The organism is Aminobacter sp. BE322 (assembly GCF_050433525.1).
Classification (GTDB): Bacteria; Pseudomonadota; Alphaproteobacteria; order Rhizobiales; family Rhizobiaceae; genus Aminobacter.
This window is the reverse complement of sequence record NZ_JBNPXB010000019.1, coordinates 19,094-35,747: the sequence shown is the minus strand read 5'-3', so window position 1 is coordinate 35,747 and position 16,654 is coordinate 19,094. Positions and strand designations below refer to the sequence as shown.

16 protein-coding genes are annotated in these 16,654 nt (G+C 66.4%); 3 read left to right on the top strand and 13 right to left on the bottom strand.

Translation table 11 applies throughout. The features are described from left to right. Window positions 1–15: 15 nt before the first annotated feature. From J2X50_RS21160 to J2X50_RS21120, 9 genes are all read right to left on the bottom strand, one after another. Window positions 16–1,044, bottom strand: coding sequence for a trans-3-hydroxy-L-proline dehydratase (locus tag J2X50_RS21160; protein ID WP_429097877.1), 1,029 nt, complete (start codon window positions 1,042–1,044; stop codon window positions 16–18). Window positions 1,045–1,105: 61 nt separating this feature from the next. Further along, a complete protein-coding gene (locus J2X50_RS21155) occupies window positions 1,106–2,797 on the bottom strand; it encodes an aconitase X (protein ID WP_429097876.1) in 1,692 nt (563 codons plus the stop codon). After that, window positions 2,794–3,795 carry a 4-hydroxyproline epimerase gene (locus J2X50_RS21150; protein WP_429097875.1) on the bottom strand — a complete coding sequence of 334 codons (1,002 nt, stop codon included), beginning with the start codon at window positions 3,793–3,795 and terminating at the stop codon, window positions 2,794–2,796. Before J2X50_RS21150 ends, J2X50_RS21155 begins: the two co-directional genes overlap by 4 nt. A 14-nt stretch (window positions 3,796–3,809) precedes the next feature. After that, a complete protein-coding gene (locus tag J2X50_RS21145) occupies window positions 3,810–5,057 on the bottom strand; it encodes an NAD(P)/FAD-dependent oxidoreductase (protein ID WP_429097874.1) in 1,248 nt (415 codons plus the stop codon). A gap of 4 nt (window positions 5,058–5,061) precedes the next feature. Next, complete coding sequence (locus tag J2X50_RS21140; protein ID WP_429097873.1) at window positions 5,062–5,784, bottom strand: amino acid ABC transporter ATP-binding protein; 723 nt, start codon at window positions 5,782–5,784, stop codon at window positions 5,062–5,064. After that, entirely contained in the window at window positions 5,777–6,430 is a 654-nt protein-coding gene (locus tag J2X50_RS21135) for an amino acid ABC transporter permease (RefSeq protein ID WP_429097872.1), read from the bottom strand. The genes J2X50_RS21140 and J2X50_RS21135 overlap by 8 nt, the downstream gene beginning before the upstream one ends. A gap of 12 nt (window positions 6,431–6,442) precedes the next feature. Then, window positions 6,443–7,108, bottom strand: a complete 666-nt coding sequence (locus J2X50_RS21130) for an amino acid ABC transporter permease (RefSeq protein WP_429097871.1) — start codon at window positions 7,106–7,108, stop codon at window positions 6,443–6,445. Between the two features lie 69 nt (window positions 7,109–7,177). After that, complete coding sequence (locus J2X50_RS21125; protein WP_429097870.1) at window positions 7,178–7,984, bottom strand: transporter substrate-binding domain-containing protein; 807 nt, start codon at window positions 7,982–7,984, stop codon at window positions 7,178–7,180. 181 nt (window positions 7,985–8,165) lie between these two features. Then, the gene (locus J2X50_RS21120) at window positions 8,166–9,683 is read right to left on the bottom strand and encodes an aldehyde dehydrogenase (NADP(+)) (protein WP_429097869.1); all 1,518 of its coding nucleotides are present in this window, start codon (window positions 9,681–9,683) and stop codon (window positions 8,166–8,168) included. A gap of 149 nt (window positions 9,684–9,832) precedes the next feature. Here J2X50_RS21120 and J2X50_RS21115 point away from each other — a divergent pair, with 149 nt between their 5' ends. Beyond that, the gene (locus J2X50_RS21115; RefSeq protein ID WP_429097868.1) at window positions 9,833–10,870 is read left to right on the top strand and encodes an Ldh family oxidoreductase; all 1,038 of its coding nucleotides are present in this window, start codon (window positions 9,833–9,835) and stop codon (window positions 10,868–10,870) included. Between the two features lie 402 nt (window positions 10,871–11,272). On the opposite strand, the gene J2X50_RS21110 is transcribed toward J2X50_RS21115, so the two are convergent. The 4 genes from J2X50_RS21110 to J2X50_RS21095 form a co-directional block, all read right to left on the bottom strand. Continuing rightward, complete coding sequence (locus tag J2X50_RS21110) at window positions 11,273–12,235, bottom strand: dihydrodipicolinate synthase family protein (RefSeq protein ID WP_429097867.1); 963 nt, start codon at window positions 12,233–12,235, stop codon at window positions 11,273–11,275. A 122-nt stretch (window positions 12,236–12,357) separates the two neighbouring features. Then, window positions 12,358–13,062: a GntR family transcriptional regulator gene (locus J2X50_RS21105; protein ID WP_429097866.1), complete on the bottom strand. Its 705-nt coding sequence runs from the start codon at window positions 13,060–13,062 to the stop codon at window positions 12,358–12,360. Window positions 13,063–13,442: 380 nt separating this feature from the next. Beyond that, entirely contained in the window at window positions 13,443–14,084 is a 642-nt protein-coding gene (locus tag J2X50_RS21100) for a glutamine cyclotransferase (RefSeq protein ID WP_429097865.1), read from the bottom strand. A 37-nt stretch (window positions 14,085–14,121) separates the two neighbouring features. After that, window positions 14,122–15,342 carry a helix-turn-helix domain-containing protein gene (locus J2X50_RS21095; RefSeq protein WP_429097864.1) on the bottom strand — a complete coding sequence of 407 codons (1,221 nt, stop codon included), beginning with the start codon at window positions 15,340–15,342 and terminating at the stop codon, window positions 14,122–14,124. 146 nt (window positions 15,343–15,488) lie between these two features. On the opposite strand from J2X50_RS21095, the gene J2X50_RS21090 reads away from it, so the two are divergent. Together J2X50_RS21090 and J2X50_RS21085 are read left to right on the top strand one after the other, a co-directional pair. Further along, on the top strand, window positions 15,489–16,283 hold the full coding sequence (locus tag J2X50_RS21090) for a DUF899 domain-containing protein (protein ID WP_429097863.1): 795 nt from the start codon (window positions 15,489–15,491) through the stop codon (window positions 16,281–16,283). Continuing rightward, a complete protein-coding gene (locus J2X50_RS21085) occupies window positions 16,280–16,558 on the top strand; it encodes a hypothetical protein (RefSeq protein ID WP_429097862.1) in 279 nt (92 codons plus the stop codon). The genes J2X50_RS21090 and J2X50_RS21085 overlap by 4 nt, the downstream gene beginning before the upstream one ends. The last annotated feature ends 96 nt before the right edge of the window (window positions 16,559–16,654 follow it).

Genomic DNA, 16,654 nt, shown 5'->3' with positions numbered 1-16,654 from the left:
GCGGCTGGCGCGACATCAGCGGGCGCCCCAGGTATCCGTGAGGCGATAGCCTTCCGGCCAGGGGTCGGACGGGTCGAGCATGTGCTGGTGGGTGCCGGTGATCCAGGCGCGCCCGGAAATCTCGGGCAGGATTGCCGGGCGTCCGCCGACTTGGGTCGTTCCGACAATGCGGCCCGAGAAGGTCGAGCCGATCACGGAGACAGCGGTCAGGCTGTCCTCCAGCCCCATCTGCCCGCGGGCATGCAGCACCGCCATGCGGGCCGAAAGCGCCGTACCCGTCGGCGAGCGGTCGACCTTGCCAGGCTGGATCGCCACCGCGGCACCCGCGCGAAGACCTTCGGCCGTACGCTCGACCGGGCCGGCGAACAGGCAGAAGGAAAAATGCTTCCAGTCGGGGTTTTCGGGGTGATGGAAGCCGAGCGCGGCGTTAGCCGCATTGGTGATCTTCACGCCGAGCCTGGCGATATCGTGCGCCTCGTCCGCCTTGAGGCCGAAGCCCAGGGCTGCGGCGTCGACGATGACGAAGCTGTCGCCGCCATAGGCGGTGTCGACGTTGAGCGTGCCCAACCCCTCGACCTCGAGCTTGGCGTCGAGCCTCTCGGCGAAGCTAGGCAGGTTGCGCACATAGATGCGCTCGGCCTTGCCGTTGCGGCAGTCGGCACGCACGCGGACCAGCCCGCCGGGGGCCTCGAGCGTGATCTCGGTCACCGGCTCCTGCATCGGCAGGATGCCGCTGTCGAGCAGCACCGTCGACACGCAGATCGAATTCGAGCCCGACATCGGCGGGGTGTCCTCGGGTTCCATGATTATGAAGGCGGCATCCGCCTCCGGGTGCTTCGGCGGCACCAGCAGGTTGACGTGCCGGAAGACGCCGCCGCGCGGCTCGTTGAGTACGAAGTTGCGCAGCGTGTTGTCGCGGGCGATCCAACGGCTCTGCTCCCAGATCGTGTCGCCGGGCGGCGGCGTGACGCCGCCGACGATGACGTCGCCGACCTCGCCTTCGGCGTGGGCCGAGATCACGTGGATGGTTTTCGTGCTGCGCATGTTACCTCCTCAGGGCAATTGCCGACGGATGCGGTCCATCGGGAAACTGCGCGAAAAACCTCTAGGAAAGCCAGTCCGGCAGGCGCTCGGGCACGCGGCCGGTGAGAGCGGCAGCAACGCAATCGGCGAGATTGCCGAAGCGGACCGCGCGGCCCGACAGGCCGGGACCGTAATGGGCGTATTTGCCGGAATTGGTCATCACCGCGCGCGTCCGCGTCGGAAACAACGGCTCCGAGATCGAGCACCAGCAGAGATCGGGCAGGACCTGCACGCCGCTGGCCTCGAGCTTCGCCAGCGTGCCGTCGGCGCGGGCGTCCGAGATCACCTGGTTGCCTGCGGTGACGATGACGGCGACATCGGGCTTGCGGCTACGGCCGGCGAGAACCTCGGCCAGGGCCCGGCATTCGTCGAGCGAGGCGTGCGGGCTGCCGATGGCGACCAACTCCACCTCTTCCGGGCCGGCATTCAGCGTCTGCCACGCGGTGAGCGTGTCGGTCCGCGTGATCGCCACGCGATCCGCATCATCGGCGGCGGCGCCCTCGGCCTCCGATGTCACGCCCTCGATATGCAGCATCGGTGCGGCAGAGGTCGTGCCGAAGGCCGCGCACAGCGCCTTGAGGTCGTCGCGCGATGGCTTGCCCGCGGCCAACCCGCGCAGCAGCGGGATGCGGTCGGGTGCTGCCTTGCCGGCGAGATAGCCGACCAGCGGCCAGAAGGCGTCGTCCACGGCTGCGGGCGGTTCGACGTCGATGACGCGGCGCGCCTTGCGGTGGATGTCGAGATAGACGCCCGACAGCGGCGCACGGCCGGTCACCGCGATGCAGAGGTCGAGGAAATCGGGATGCTTCGCCGTGCGGGCGCCAAGCACGGTATTGGCGAAGACGACGGCGTTGGATTCGGCCCAGGCGATGGACTCGCCCTTGCCCGGCGCGCTGTCGAGCAGATAGGGCGAGCAGGTGAAGGTCGGCTTGCAGCCCATGCGCACATAGGCGTCGGCAAGGCGCGCCGCCGGATCGCCGAAATCATGCGCAACGCCCTGTGCCTGCCAGTTGGCGCGGTCGACGGAGATGGCATTCATCGTCGAGGGCACGCGGACACGTGCGCCCATGTCTGCCATCTTCTCGGCGAAGGTCAGGTTGGCGGGACTCGCATAGATGCAGCCGTCGATATGGGCCTGAGTGACGTCGACCAGCCCGCGCGCGCCCTGCTGGGCGGCCATGGCCACGATGATGCGCATCGCCTGCTGTACGGCCACGCCGTCGCGGCCGTCGAGCATGGCGCGATCGGCCTCGGTGAGTTCAAGCTCCGAGGTCGCGGGAGGGCTGATCGGCAGCACTAGGCCGTCTGCCTCGATCGTCGTGTCGGTGATGCGTGCGGACTTGGCCCGCGACAGCGCCTCATAGGCCTCCGGCGCCAGGCGCAACACGGGTAGCGGCTTGCCGAACAGCTCGGAAGCAATCAGCGCGCCCAGCGTCAGCACGTCCTCGGCCTCGGAGAACACGAGCGCCGCGGGCGCGCGGCCGGTCAGGACCAGGTCGAGCAGCACGCCCGAACCGGTGCAGGAGCCGCGGCTCGACGCCATCATCAGGATGCTGCCGGTGAGGCACGTCCCGTGCAGCAGGTGGTGTACGTCGATGACGCTGCCGGTGGCGGGGTTGACCCCGCCCCAGAAGCTCAGCGCCTCGCCGGAGGCGATGACCGGCCCGCTGGCCGTGCCGCCGAGAATGCTGCGCGCAGGCAGTTGTCTGCTCATTTCACGACAAAGCCGTGCGCGAAGGGATCGCGGTCGTCGATGAAGATGGTGTTGATGCCGGTCTGGCGGGCCCAGCCGGCGATGGACGGGATGATCGCATCGCGACCGGCCACCTTGGCGGCTGCCTCGACCCGGCCCTTGAAGATCGAACCGATGATCGATTCATGCCAGAATTCGTCGCCGACCTTCAGCTTGCCCTTGGCGGCGAGTTGCGCCATGCGCGCCGACGTGCCGGTGCCGCAGGGCGAGCGGTCGATGGCCTTTTCGCCGTAGAACACCGCGTTGCGGGCATGCGCGCCCTCGACCGTCGGCTTGCCGGTCCACTGGATGTGGCTGAGGCCCTGGATCGCCGGGTGCTCGGGGTGGACGAACTCGTACTTGGCGTTGAGGGCGGCGCGCAGCTTCGGGCTCCATCCCACCAGCTCGCCGGCGGTATGGTCGGCCATGTCGCGGAAATTCTTCTGCGGCTCGACGATGGCGTAGAAATTACCGCCATAGGCGACGTCGACGACGATCTCGCCCAGGCCCTCGACCTCGGCGGTCAGGCCCTCGGCATAGAGGAAACCCGGAACGTTGGTGAGGCGCACTTCCTCGACGAAGCGGCCCTCCTGGCGGTAGGTGATGTCGACCTTGCCGGCCGGCGCGTCGATCGACAGCTTGCCCGGCTCGCGCGGGGTGATCAGGCCGTTCTCGATCGCCATGGTGATGGTGCCGATGGTGCCGTGGCCGCACATCGGCAGGCAGCCCGAGGTCTCGATGAACAGCACGGCGACGTCGCAGTCGGGCCGCGTCGGCGGATAGAGGATCGAGCCCGACATCATATCGTGGCCGCGCGGCTCATACATCAGGCCGGTGCGGATCCAGTCGAACTCGCGCAGGAAATGCGCGCGCTTTTCCAGCATGTTGGCGCCCTCGAGGCGCGGACCGCCGCCCGAGACGAGGCGGACGGGATTGCCGCACGTGTGTCCGTCGATGCACGAGAAGGTATGGTTGGCCATGGTCGAGACCCCTGTCAGAATCTTTGAGGCGAGAAGGATGCGATGTCGATGGCGGGCGTCTTGCCGGTCAGGAGATCGGCGACGATCCGGGCAGTGCCCGCCGATTGGGTCAGGCCGAGATGGCCGTGGCCGAATGCGTAGACGACGCGCTGGCTGGCGCGCGCGGTGCCGATGGCCGGCAGGCTGTCGGGCAGCGACGGGCGGAAGCCCATCCACTGCACGCCGCCGCCGGACTTGAGGCCGGGCAGGAAGGCCTGCGCCCTCTTCAGCATGGATTCGGAACGGCGGAAATTCGGCGCAAGCTTCAGCCCGCCGAGTTCGACCGCACCGCCGACGCGGATGCCGGTCGAAAGCCGCGTGACGACGAAACCGTGGCCGCCGAAGGTCACTTGCGTGCGCAGGTCGAAGGCGTCGGATGGCAGCGTGGTGTTGTAGCCGCGCTCGGTCTCGAGCGGGATGTTCTCGCCGAGCGTCTTGGCGATCCGGTGCGAGAAGGCACCGGCCGACAGCACGACCTTGCCGGCGCGGCGGACGCTGCCGTCCGCCGTCACGATCTCGACACCGTCACCGACCGGTCGAAGTGCGGTCACCTCGGCGCGCTCGATCGTGCCGCCCGAGTTGCGGAAATGCTCGGCCAGCTCGAGTGTGTAGAGCCTGGGGTCCGAGATCGAGAACCAGCCAGGCGTGAACGTGCCATGGGTGAAGCGCTGGGCAAGACCCGGCTGGATCTCGGCCATCTCGGCCGCATTGAGATGATGGAACTCGATGCCGTGCTGTTCCCTTGCCTGCCAGCCCGGCAACGAGGCCTTCAGTTCGGCCTCGCCCTCATAGACCTGCAGGTTGCCCTCCTTGCGCAGCATCGGCGCCGTGCCGGTCTGGTGCAGGAAGAGTTCGAGCTCGGCCTTGGACAGGTCCATCAGCGCCGTCTGGGCGGTGGTCGAGTGGGCGACGCGCTTCGGCGAGCAGGCCCGCCAGAAGCGGAACATCCACGGCGCGATCTGCATGGCGTAGGCCGGCGGCACCGACAGCGGCCCGAGCGGGTCGAGCAGCCATTTCGGCGCCTTCTTGAGGATACCGGGCGACGCCAGCGGCAGGATGTCGGTGAAGGCAAAGGCCCCGGCATTGCCGGCCGAGGCGCCGGCTGCCGGCCCCTCGCGATCCAGCACCATGACCTTCAGGCCGCGTGCCTGCGCGGCAATCGCCGCCGAGAGCCCGACAACTCCTGCTCCGATGACGATGACGTCGGCCTGCTCTTCCATCATGCCCTCAATGCGTTGCGGCCAGGAACTTCTTGGTCTCGGCGTGCTGGGGCGCGTCGAACAGCTGTTCCGGCGGCGCGATCTCGGCCATCACGCCCTGGTGGAAGAAGGCGACGCGGTCGGAGACCTCGCGCGCGAACTTCATCTCGTGCGTCACGCATATCATCGTCATGCCTTCGGAGGCGAGCATGCGCAGCGTGTCCAGAACCTCGCCCACCAGCATCGGGTCGAGCGCCGAGGTCACCTCGTCGAACAGCATGTAGGTGGGCGACATGGCGAGCGCACGGGCAATCGCCATGCGCTGCTGCTGGCCGCCCGACATGCGGTTCGGATAGACCGAAAGCTTCTCGGCGAGGCCGACATGGGTCAGCTGCTTCACCGCAATCTCCTCGGCCTTTTCCTTGGAGAGACCGAGCACCTTGCGGGGCGCCAGCATGACGTTCTCCAGCACGGTCAGATGCGGGAAGGCATTCCACTGCTGAAAGACGATGCCCACCTTCTGGCGCAGCTTGTTGAGGTCGGTGCCCTTGGCATGAACATCGGTGCCGTCGATCACCACGCGGCCGGCCGCGATCGACTCCAGGCCGTTGATGCAGGTGAGCAGCGTCGACTTGCCCGAGCCCGATCCGCCGATGATGGTGACGACCTCGCCCTTCTGGACGGTGAGGTCGATGCCCTTGAGGACCTCCAGCTGGCCGAAGGATTTGCGAACGTTTTCGATCTCAATCATTGGGGGACCACCGTTTCTCGAGATACCCGCCAAGTCGGGCGATGGGAAGGCTGATGATGAAGTAGATGGCGCCGCAGATCAGCAGGATGAAGAGCGGCTCCTGCAGGCGGGTGACGAGGATCTGCGAGGCGCGCAGGAGCTCGATCAGACCGAGCCAGAGCACGAGTGCCGAGTCCTTCATCACGCCGAGGGTCAGCCCGATCCACGAAGGCAGCGATACGCGGATGGCGAGCGGCGACACGATGTAGCGCATGTCCTGAAACCAGCTCATGCCGAGCGAGCGGGCGGCGCGGCGCGTGTTGGTCGGCACCGAGTCGATGCCGCCGCGCACGATCTCGGTGCAGTAGGCGGCCGTGTAGAGCGACAGCACCACGCAGGACGTCGTGAAAGGGGCCCAGCCCAGCTTCATGATGGCCTGCAGGGCATTGCCCAGAACCAGCTGGATCAGCAGTGGCACCGAGCGGAACACGTCGAGCAGGAAGGTGAGTGGCGCGGCCCAGTAGGGGCCGAACTGGAAGCGGATGACACCGAACAGGATGCCGAGAACGGTGCCGGCGGCGACGGAAACGGCGGTGACGGCAAGCGTCATCCCCGCGCCCTGCGCGAGGAAGGCCAGGTCACCCCATGAGAGGGCAGTGTTGAACATCTCTCACCTCTCTCAATAGCGGAACATGCGCGCGGCGAAGAAGCGGGCGCCCAGCGTCACCACCTTGGCGATGACGTAGTAGATCACCGCGGCGATGGCGAAGAACTCGAAGGTGCGGAACGAGCGGGCGTTGAGCTCCTGCGTGACCCCGGCGAGATCGGTGTTCATGCCGACGGTGACGCCAAGCGAGGTCATCAGGATCGCCCAGACCATCTGATTGGTGGCCGGCAGGAAGGCGACGCGCAGCATCTGCGGCATCACGATCAGCCGGAAGGCCTGCAGCGAGGTCATGCCCAGCGAGCGCCCGGCGCGTGCCTGGGTCTCGGGGATGGCCTTCAGCGCCCCGCGGAAATTCTCGGCCAGATAGCCGGCATTGTTAAAGGCGATACCGACCAAGAGAGCCGTGAACGGGCTCAGGTAGATGCCGAAATTGCCGAGGCCGAAATGGGCCATGTAAATCTGGAATAGCGCAGGCGTGTTACGCGCCACCTCGACCCATGCGGTGGCGAAGCCGCCGAGCAGGCGGTTGCCGGACAGCCGGAACAGCGTGAGCGCGATCGCAAGAGCCATGCCGATGACCATCGACAGCACCGCGATCTGCAGCGTGACCAGCGCGCCGTCGAGCATCAGCGGCAGGGCCTTGAGCGCCTGGTTCCATTGGAAGGTGTAGTTGAACATTGCCGTCTCGCCTTTCGGAAAGGATCAACGGCGCGAGGTTGAGCCTCGCGCCGCCAAGAAACGGTCAGATCAGCGGTAGACGCCGTTCACCGACAGGGCCGGCAGCTCGCCGCCAACCCACTTCTCGTAGAGTTCCTTGTAACGGCCGGTGCGGACCTGCTGGTTGATGAACAGGTTGAGGTAGTTGATGAGGCCGTATTCCTCGCGGTTGGTGAACAGCGCGACGTAGTCGATGTCGAACGGCGCCTTGCCGACCACCGAGACGCCGGGGAACTTGCCGGTCTTCACGTTGGCCTGGGCGACGGTCGAGGTCGAGACGGTGGCGTCGAGCTGGCCCTGGCTCAGTGCCAAAAACACGTCGGCCTGCGTCTGGTAGGGACGGAACTCGCCCGCACCCCATTCCTTGACCTGCTTTTCGAGCGCGATGGCCTCGTAGGTGCCGGCGGTGGCGCCCACGACCTTGCCCTTCATGTCCTCGAACGACTTGATGCCGGTCTTGTCGTTGGCGGTGACGGCCATCTCGAAGGCGAAGTAGGGAACCGTCATGCCGACGGTCTTGGCGCGCTCCAGCGTGTCGGAGGTCGAGGCGACGCCGACATCGACGCGGCCCGACATCAGCGCGGGGATGCGCTCGGGGAACGGCGTCTCGACGATCTCGGCGGTGACGCCGAGCGCCTTGGCCAGGTCGTTGCAGTAGTCGACGTCGAAGCCGATCGGGTTGTTGCTTGCATCACGTGAGCCCATCGGCGGGAAGTCGAGCACGACGGCACAGCGCAGCGTGCCGGAGGCGATGATGTCGTCCAGCTTGTCGGCGTGAGCCTGGCCGGTCAGTGCGGTGGCGGCCATGAGGCCGAAGGCGAGAACCGAAATCTTCATTGTCACACTCTCTCCCTGAGTAGGTCTGTCGGTTGACGGCGGCGCACTATTCCCCGTCGAGGAGCGTAAATCAATTCAAAAATACAAGTCGTATACAAAAAGTATATGGTATGTCGGCTTCCGACGCCGCCTGGACCGGGCCTCCCGCAAGGGAAGGCCCGGTCCAGGCGTGCAATTCCGATCAGCCCTGGAAGTCCTCGGGCAGCAGGCCTTCCGGCATGTTCTGGTAGGACACCGGCCGCAGGAAGCGGCGGATAGACATGGTGCCTACGCTGGTGGCGCCGAAATTGGTCGAGGCCGGATAAGGCCCGCCATGGACCATGGAATCGACCACCTCGACGCCGGTCGGGAAGCCGTTGACCAGCACGCGGCCGGCTTTGCGCTCGAGCACCGGGCGCAGGCGGCGGGCAGCCTCTAGGTCGCCTGCGTCCATGTGGATGGTCGCGGTCAGCTGGCCGTCGAAGCCGCGCGCGATGTGCTCCATCTCGTCGATCGAGCCGACCCGGACAACGAGGCCGAGCGGCCCGAACACCTCTTCGCCGAGCAGATGGTCGGAAACGAACTGCGCGCCCGTCGTCTCGAACAGGTTCGGGGTTGCGCTACGGCCCGAGGATTCCGTAGTCAGCAGCGGCTTCACCGTGTTGCGCGTGGCAAAGCGCGACGTGCCGTCATGATAGGCCTTGGCGATGCCGTCGGTCAGCATGGTTTGCGGGCCGACCTTGGCCAGAGCCTCGGTCGCGGCACGGACGAAGCGGTCGGCATCAGTGCCGTCGATCACCACGGCGATGCCGGGATTGGTGCAGAACTGGCCGGCGCCCATGGTCAGCGATCCTGCCCAGCCCTGGCCCAGCGCCTCAGCGCGCGCCTCGAGCGCCTCCGGCAGCATCATCATCGGATTGACCGAACCGAGCTCGCCGAAGAACGGGATCGGCTCCGGACGCTGCGCGCAAAGATCGAACAGCGCGCGGCCGCCGGCGAGCGAGCCGGTGAAGCCCACGGCCTTGATCAGCGGATGTTGCACCAGCGCGTGGCCGACCTCGCGGCTGCCGCCCTGGATCAGCGAGAACACGCCCGGATGGACGCCGGTCCTGGCAATTGCCGCCGCGATCGCCTGGGCGACGATCTCGCCGGTGCCGGGATGGGCCGAATGGCCCTTCACCACCACCGGGCAGCCGGCGGCAAGCGCCGCCGCCGTGTCACCACCGGCGGTCGAAAACGCGAGCGGGAAGTTCGAGGCGCCGAACACGGCGACCGGGCCGACCGGCCGCTGGATCAGACGAATTTCCGGGCGCGGCGCCGGCTGGCGCTCGGGAAGGGCCGCGTCGAGACGGCGGTCGAGATAGTCGCCCTTCTCGATATGGTCGGCGAACAGGCGCAACTGGCCGGTGGTGCGGCCGCGCTCGCCCTGCAGGCGCGCTTCCGGCAGGCCGGTTTCCTGGCTGCCGATCTCGGTGATCTCGGCGGCCCGGGCCTCGACCTCGTCGGCGATGGCACGCAGGAACGCCGCGCGCTCGGCGCGCGTCGAATAGCCGTAGCTCCAGAACGCGTCCTCGGCCGCCGCGCAGGCGCGGTTGACCAACTCCACCGTGCCAGTGGCGAACTGATGCACCGGACCATGCGCCGGCGTGCTGGCGAAGGTGCCGGCGCCGTCGAGCCATTCGCCCGCGACGAGGTGTTTTCCTTTGGGGGTGAAGGCCATGCGACGTTCCTTTCTTGGTGACTGTGCGCCGCTCCGGGCGAGCGGCGCACAGTCGAATTGCACTTGTCGAATATTTGTATACTCTATGTATGCAAAAATTCAACCGCATCGCCCGCCCGTCGGGCAACGCCATGGATGAGAGAGACAAGATGAGTGAGACCACAGCCCTGCCGATCAGCGCGCTGCACGAGCGCGTCGAGGCGATTTTCCGCAAGGCAGGGCTGAATGCCGTCCAGTCGGGCGCGCTGGCTCGGGTGATCGTCGCCGGCGAGCGCGATGCCTGCAAATCGCACGGCATCTACCGCATCGAAGGTACGCTGCGCACGGTCAAGGCCGGCAAGGTCAGGCCCGACGCCGAGCCGGAGCTCGTGGAGCAGGAGGGCTCGGCCATCGTCAGGGTCAACGCCAGGAGCGGCTTCGCCAACCCTGCCTTCGAGCTCGGCCTGCCGGCGCTCGTCGAACGCGCCCGTACCTTCGGCCTCGCCGCACTCGTCATCAACGACTGCACCCATTTCTCCGCCCTCTGGCCGGAGGTCGAGGCGATCACCGCACAGGGGCTCGCGGGTCTCGTCATGTGCCCGAGCTATGCGTCTGTGGCGCCATCTGGCGGCAACAAGCCGTTGCTCGGCACCAACCCCTTCGCCTTCGGCTGGCCGCGCGAAGGCAAGCCGCCCTACGTCTTCGACTTCGCCACTTCTGTTGCGGCGCGCGGCGAGATCGAGCTGCACCGCCGTGCCGGCAAGCCTTTGCCCGAGGGCTGGGCCATCGATGCCGAAGGCAACCCGACCACAGATCCTGTGGCAGCCCTCGCCGGCGCCATGCTGCCCTTCGGCGGCCACAAGGGCTCGGCCATCGGCACCATGATCGAGCTGCTCGCCGGCATCATGATCGGCGACCTCACCAGCCCCGAGGTGCTCGACTATCTCGGCACCACGACGCTGGCCCCGCCGCATGGCGAGCTCATCCTCGCCTTCTCGCCCAAGGCTTTCGCCGCCGGCCGCCCCGGCGACCCGTTCGCCCGCGCCGAAACGCTGTTCGAGGCCATTGCGGGCCAGGGTGCCCGCCTGCCGTCGCAGCGCCGCTACGTCGCCCGCGCCAAATCAGAGGCAGAAGGCATCGTGCTCAACGCCGCCGAGATGGAGCAGCTCGACCGGCTTCTCGAGCTGGGCCTCGACGCAGTTTCCTGAGAGGAGCAGGGTCGACCCCCACTCCGGTTTGCTGCGCAAACCACCTCTCCCCCGGTCGACGGGGGAGAGGAAGGCCGGCCGCGCGCTCTGCGCCTTACGTTACCGCTCCACAGGCTATCTTGGCCCCCCCGCCGATGGGCGGGATGGTTCGTTGCCGCGCATCCGACCCGCTCCCTGCCCTCGTAGGGAGGGGCTAAGGATTGGGGTACTCCTGTGTGCATTTCCATAGCCGCCACAGGCTCGACGCCCTTCCTCTCCCCCGTCGATCGGGGGAGAGGTGCCTCGCGAAGCGAGGCGGAGTGGGGGTCGACGGGCGCACCTCGACCTTCACCCCTCAGCCCAAACGAAAAAGGCCCTCCCGATCGCTCGGGAGGGCCTTTCTGCATTCAGGTCAGGACTGGATCAGTCCTTGTACTTCTCGACCGCGCCGGGGAGCTTGCTCCACTCGGCGTACCAGCTGTTGAACAGCTTGAACTGCGCCTCGCAATAGCCGCGCTGGCTCTCGGTCAGGGCGTCGGTCTCGTTGAAGTGGAGCGTGTACTCCTTGTCGCCCTTCATCACCATCATGTGCTTGAAGTAGAGGACGAGGTCGGGACCTTCGTCGAAGGACGACAGCACGGCCAGTGCCTGCTCGAGCTCCAGCGCGCGCTGGCGGGCGTCGACGTCGCCGGCGGCAGCGGCCTGCGACAGGTTGCAGAGGTGGATCACTTCCTTCGGCAGCACGTTGCCGATGCCGGTGATGGCGCCCGTCGCGCCGCAGTTGACGAAGCCATGGAAGACGGCGGTGTCGACGCCGATCATCAGCGAGACGCCGTCGTCGCGGCTGGTGATGTTCTCGGCCGCATAGCGCATGTCGGCCGGTCCGCCGAATTCCTTGAAGCCGACCAGGTTCTTGTGCTCGGCGCGCAGCGCGAAGAACAGGTCGGCGCGGGTGGCGAAGCCGTAGTAGGGGCTGTTGTAGATGACGGCCGGCAGATCGGGGGCAGCCGACAGGATCGCCTTGAAATGCGCCTTCTGGGCGGTGATCGAAGAACCACGCGACAGCACGCGCGGGATCACCATCAAGCCGTGGGCGCCGACCTTCTGGGCGTGCGCGGCATGGGCCACCGCCGAGGCGCTATTGATGCCGCCGGTGCCGACGATGACGGGCACGCCCGCCTTCACCAGGCGTTCCACGCCTTCCATACGCTGCTCGTCGGTGAGCAGCGGCCAGTCGCCCATCGAGCCGCAATAGACGACGGCCGACATGCCCTGCGCGATCAGCTCCTTGCCCTTGCGGACGAGCGCGTCGAAGTCGGGGGTGCGATCCTCCTTGCAGGGGGTCATCAGTGCGGGAATTACGCCGGAAAAAATCTTGGCCTTCATCTCAAACTCCTCTTGGGGCCTGTCATCGGCACGATCGCCACGCCAAACGGCGACGTATCAGTGCCCTCGCCACCGATTATACGCTTTGCATTTTATTTGTCGACAAGAAATCGACAACGATCTCACAATGCCACTTCAAGCCTCTGGTCGCGGGTGAAAAGCTTCTGGATCTGGTGCACGATCTGCTCGGCATGCGCCTTGGCCAGCCGGTCGGCGGCGTCGACGTCGCGGGCGGCGATGACGGCGATCATGTCCTCGTGCTCGTCGACGAAACGCTGCGGCAGCCGGTCTTCATAGGACTGGTAATAGAGCCTCAGGATGCGCCGCCCCTCGTCGAGCAGCCGGTTGAACAGGCTGGTGAAGTACGGGTTGCGCCCGGCCTCCGAGATCGCTTGGTGCAGCGCCGCGTTGGTGGCGATCATCGCCAAAGCGTCCTGGGCCTGAACGGCGGCTGCGAACTCGGCCTGATGGGCGCGGATGATCTTCAGGTCTTCGGCGCGGTGATGCTGCGCGGCGAGACGAGTCGTTACTCGGTACATCAGCACCAGCGCGTCGAAATAGGTGTGCATGTTGAGGAAGTCGATGTTCGACACCATGGTCGAGCGGTTGGGCAGCGTATCGATCAGACCCTCACCGGCCAGCCGCACCAGCGCCTCGCGGATGGGCGTGCGCGACATCTTGAAACGCTCGGCCAGCTGCACCTCGTCGATCGGGCTGCCCGGCGGCAGCACCAGGTCGAGAATCTCGTCGCGCAAAAGGTCGTAGACCACCTTCACGCCCGAGCCGCGCTTGCGTTCGGGAACACCAGCCTTTTCTTTCTTGGTCATGCTCTTCTCCTTGTCGACAAAATGGATACTGTTCCCGCGCGAACCGATCAACAGGTTCCAGCTTAGTCGCGTCAAAGAGTGTGCAGGCCTTCCCGAGCACGCCTTCTTCGGATCGGCAGTTCAAACCGACGCTTTCAGGAATGCTTCCATCGTCCGAAAGGACGAATGAAGCGCTGCCGGACGACCTAGAAGTTCGGGTGGCGTGCGTTCCTTCGCAAGACCTTGGCCGACTGGGCGAGGGTGGGCTGGCCGAGCATGCCGATTGTTCGATCTCCGGCTGGGAAGCCGGCACGATCTGCATGGTGACGCCGCCGGCGAACCAAGCTTTTTCCGGCATGTCGGCTCGATACGGCGCCGGTGCGCGTTGGGAGTATCGGCCGTCACCTGGTCCCGTGCGGGCGCCGGATGGCCCTTACCCTCCCGCTGTCTCCACCGCCGCAGAAGAATTGCTCGCCGCCATCGGATTCCAGCCCCGATACCCCCACATCCGGCGGCATATCGAGCATCTCCAGGACCCTTCCGGTGTCGGGATCGATCCGCCGCACATCGCTCCCGTCACCGTCCCAGGTGGCGTGCCAGAGTTCGCCGTCCACCCAGCTCACGCCGGTGACGAAACGATTGGACTCGATGGTGCGCAGAACGATGCCGGTATCGGGGTCGACCTGGTGGATCTTGCGGCCGCGATGTTGCCCGACCCACAGGGTCCCCTCCGCCCAGGCAAGGCCTGAATCGCCGCCGCTTCCGGGTGCGGGGATGCTGGAGAGGACATTGCCGGTTTCCGGATCGATCTTATGGATGCGGTCGTCGGCGATCTGAAACAGGTACCGGCCGTCGAAGGCCGTTCCAGCGTGCGCGGCGACATCGATGGTGCGGACTATGGTGCCGCTGGTGGGGTCGAGGGCGTTCAGCCTGTTGCCGGATGCAAACCAGACGTGGTGGCCGTCGAAGGTGACGCCACCCACGTGGTTGACCCCCGGAAAGGGACCGTATTCCTGAAGGATTTCAGCATTGGCGTGTTTCATCGGCTCATACTCATGGGATCGTCAGTCAGCTCTGATCCTAGCCGCTTGGCAGCGGACCGGGGAGTAACAGTGTTGTCGGGAACCCCGGCACGGGCGGCGTCATCCATCTGCGCGCGCGCCCGCGCCCGAAGGACTGCACCTTGGCTGAGTTCGAAAGCTGCTCGAGTGCACGCTGCACGCCGCGCGGGCTGATGCCAAGCGCAATCGCCAGGGCCGAGCTCGACCAAGCCTCTCCGTCGGCGAGCAAGGCGAGAACTTCGGCATGCTGTTCTTCGGCGCTTGGAGCCAGCACGACGACGTCGCTCGCGGATCGCGGCGAAAGTGCGAAGCCCTGGTCCGTCGCGCTCACCTCAGCCAGCGTTCCAACTTCCGCGCGTAGCCGCCCGATTTCCACCCGAAGTCGGGCACGGTGCGATTCATCTGCGTGCTTCGCCCGGAAGGTGCGCCTGACGAGCGCATCGCGGCTGACGTCCCCGGGCCACCCTTCGGCCAGCGCTCGTGCAAGGGAAAACAGCACCGGGCGTGTCGCAAGTGAAACCGTCGTTCCGCCGCCCCTCACGACGTTGCGGCAGGCGTCAATGACGAACGCGTCCGAAGCCAGCAGCGCCTCGACCTCCTCCAGGATGAGAAAACGCTCCTGTCCGCGCGCGACGACACGCGCCGAGGGCTGCGTCATCAGCAGTGAGACGCTTTCCACTTCCGCCATGAGTGCCGGAATGCCGGCCGCCTGCGCCTCGTACCCGGCTCTGCGCAGTGCTGAACGTGCCTCTTTCGTCCTCAGCTTCCGGATTGCAAGCGCCGCCGCCGCCAGCTCGTAGGCGGCTCTCAACGTGGGCGAGAGCGGCGCCGGATCAACTTCGGAAAGCAGGCGCCCGGCCTCATCGAGACGGCCGATCAGCAGCAGGCGGCGGGCCGCGAGAACGCCTGCGTGTGCGGCGTTGATGCGATCGCCGCGTCGTTCGAGCACTGTCCGTGCCGCATCGAGCGCCTTGGCAGGCCAGGTGAGGTCGCGCGAAACCAGGGCGATCTCAGCTTCGGCGACCACGCAGCGCGCACGCGCAACCGAATCCTTCTGCCCGAATGCGCGGGTGGCTCGCCTGAGAAGATCCTTCGCTCGATTGAGATCGCCGAGCTGGGCCATTGCGATGCCGCGCAGCGCAAGGGCGGGTGCATCGTCGCGCAGCGCGATCCGCTTCAATGCGAGCAGGGGATCGCCCACGGCAAGGGAGTGTGCGGCGGCCGTGATCAGCGAGTCCATGGCAATCCCGTCACACTTGTTACTCCCACCCTTCGATCTTCCGGTGCCAAAACTGTCTCGACGCCGACGATGCGACGAGGCGCAAACGGAAAACGCGCTTCAGCCGCTGGGCGCGGGAAATCACCACAACCAGGAGGTCCAAAGCCATGACTACATCAGCCGAAAACGGACGGAAAGGCAGTCAGACTGCCATGCATACGCCACCGGTCGTGTCGCCGCAGGCGTGGGAAGATGCCCGCAAGCAGCTTCTGGCGAAGGAAAAAGCCCAAAGCCGCGCCCGGGATGCCCTGGCGGCCGAGCGGCGACGCATGCCTTGGATGGCCGTGGAGAGGGTCTATGCCTTCGAAGGGCCGGCGGGCAAGGTCAGCCTGCTCGACCTGTTCGACGGCCGGCGCCAGCTGATCGTCTACCGGGCCTTCTTCGAGCCCGGGGTCTATGGCTGGCCCGACCATGCCTGCCGTGGTTGTTCCATGGTAGCCGACCAGATCGCCCACGTCGCCCACCTGAATGCCCGGGATACCACCCTCGTCTTCATCTCGCGTGCGCCGCAGGCGGACATCGCGCGGCTGAAGGCACGGATGGGCTGGGAGATGCCGTGGTTCACCATCACGGACGGCTTCGATGCAGATTTCGGCGTGGACGAGTGGCACGGCACGAATGTGTTCTTCCGAGACGGCGAACGGGTGTTCCGCACCTACTTCCTCAACAATCGTGGCGACGAGCAGATGGGGAACACCTGGAACTACCTCGACATCACGCCGCTCGGCCGACAGGAGGTCTGGGAGGACTCGCCCGAGGGCTATCCCCAGACCCCGACCTACAAGTGGTGGAACTGGCACGACAGCTACGTCGCCGATGCGGCGCCCGACAAGAAGTGGATCGAGGTGTCGGATGCCGGAGAAGCAGCCTTCCGAGAGCAGAACGCGGGGGCGAAGCCATGAACCCGGCCTGTTGCGACAGGTTCGGCGGCGAAGAGGCGACCAGCCAGGGCGCTTCAGCCTTCGGGTTGCCAGATTGGCTGGCGCTGGCGGCGGCGCCAGCCTTCGCCACGATGGCGCTGCTGATCGGCATCCACAGCGGCAGCGCGGCAGAAATGATCTGCTCGGCCACGGACGCTTCGCCGCTGAGCGGGATGGTCACGATGTACCTGCTGATGAGCGCCTTCCACGCGGGGCCCTGGTTGAAGTTGATCCGCGGGCGCGCGGCAGTCGCCTGAGGGGGCCGCGACTGGTCATGGCGCGCAGTCCGCCATGACCGGTCGCGCATTTTTGGAACCGGCATCAAAGTCGCAGGACATACGGAATTGATCGAG

Bases quoted from the DNA above. Each gene is read 5' to 3' on its own strand.
- J2X50_RS21090 (WP_429097863.1), top strand. From the start codon at position 15,489: ATGACTACATCAGCCGAAAACGGACGGAAAGGCAGTCAGACTGCCATG.
- J2X50_RS21105 (WP_429097866.1), bottom strand. From the start codon at position 13,062: ATGACCAAGAAAGAAAAGGCTGGTGTTCCCGAACGCAAGCGCGGCTCG.
- J2X50_RS21150 (WP_429097875.1), bottom strand. From the start codon at position 3,795: ATGGCCAACCATACCTTCTCGTGCATCGACGGACACACGTGCGGCAAT.
- J2X50_RS21155 (WP_429097876.1), bottom strand. From the start codon at position 2,797: ATGAGCAGACAACTGCCTGCGCGCAGCATTCTCGGCGGCACGGCCAGC.
- J2X50_RS21160 (WP_429097877.1), bottom strand. From the start codon at position 1,044: ATGCGCAGCACGAAAACCATCCACGTGATCTCGGCCCACGCCGAAGGC.
- J2X50_RS21100 (WP_429097865.1), bottom strand. From the start codon at position 14,084: ATGAAACACGCCAATGCTGAAATCCTTCAGGAATACGGTCCCTTTCCG.
- J2X50_RS21140 (WP_429097873.1), bottom strand. From the start codon at position 5,784: ATGATTGAGATCGAAAACGTTCGCAAATCCTTCGGCCAGCTGGAGGTC.
- J2X50_RS21145 (WP_429097874.1), bottom strand. From the start codon at position 5,057: ATGATGGAAGAGCAGGCCGACGTCATCGTCATCGGAGCAGGAGTTGTC.
- J2X50_RS21110 (WP_429097867.1), bottom strand. From the start codon at position 12,235: ATGAAGGCCAAGATTTTTTCCGGCGTAATTCCCGCACTGATGACCCCC.
- J2X50_RS21125 (WP_429097870.1), bottom strand. From the start codon at position 7,984: ATGAAGATTTCGGTTCTCGCCTTCGGCCTCATGGCCGCCACCGCACTG.
- J2X50_RS21115 (WP_429097868.1), top strand. From the start codon at position 9,833: ATGAGTGAGACCACAGCCCTGCCGATCAGCGCGCTGCACGAGCGCGTC.
- J2X50_RS21135 (WP_429097872.1), bottom strand. From the start codon at position 6,430: ATGTTCAACACTGCCCTCTCATGGGGTGACCTGGCCTTCCTCGCGCAG.
- J2X50_RS21120 (WP_429097869.1), bottom strand. From the start codon at position 9,683: ATGGCCTTCACCCCCAAAGGAAAACACCTCGTCGCGGGCGAATGGCTC.
- J2X50_RS21095 (WP_429097864.1), bottom strand. From the start codon at position 15,342: ATGGACTCGCTGATCACGGCCGCCGCACACTCCCTTGCCGTGGGCGAT.
- J2X50_RS21130 (WP_429097871.1), bottom strand. From the start codon at position 7,108: ATGTTCAACTACACCTTCCAATGGAACCAGGCGCTCAAGGCCCTGCCG.
- J2X50_RS21085 (WP_429097862.1), top strand. From the start codon at position 16,280: ATGAACCCGGCCTGTTGCGACAGGTTCGGCGGCGAAGAGGCGACCAGC.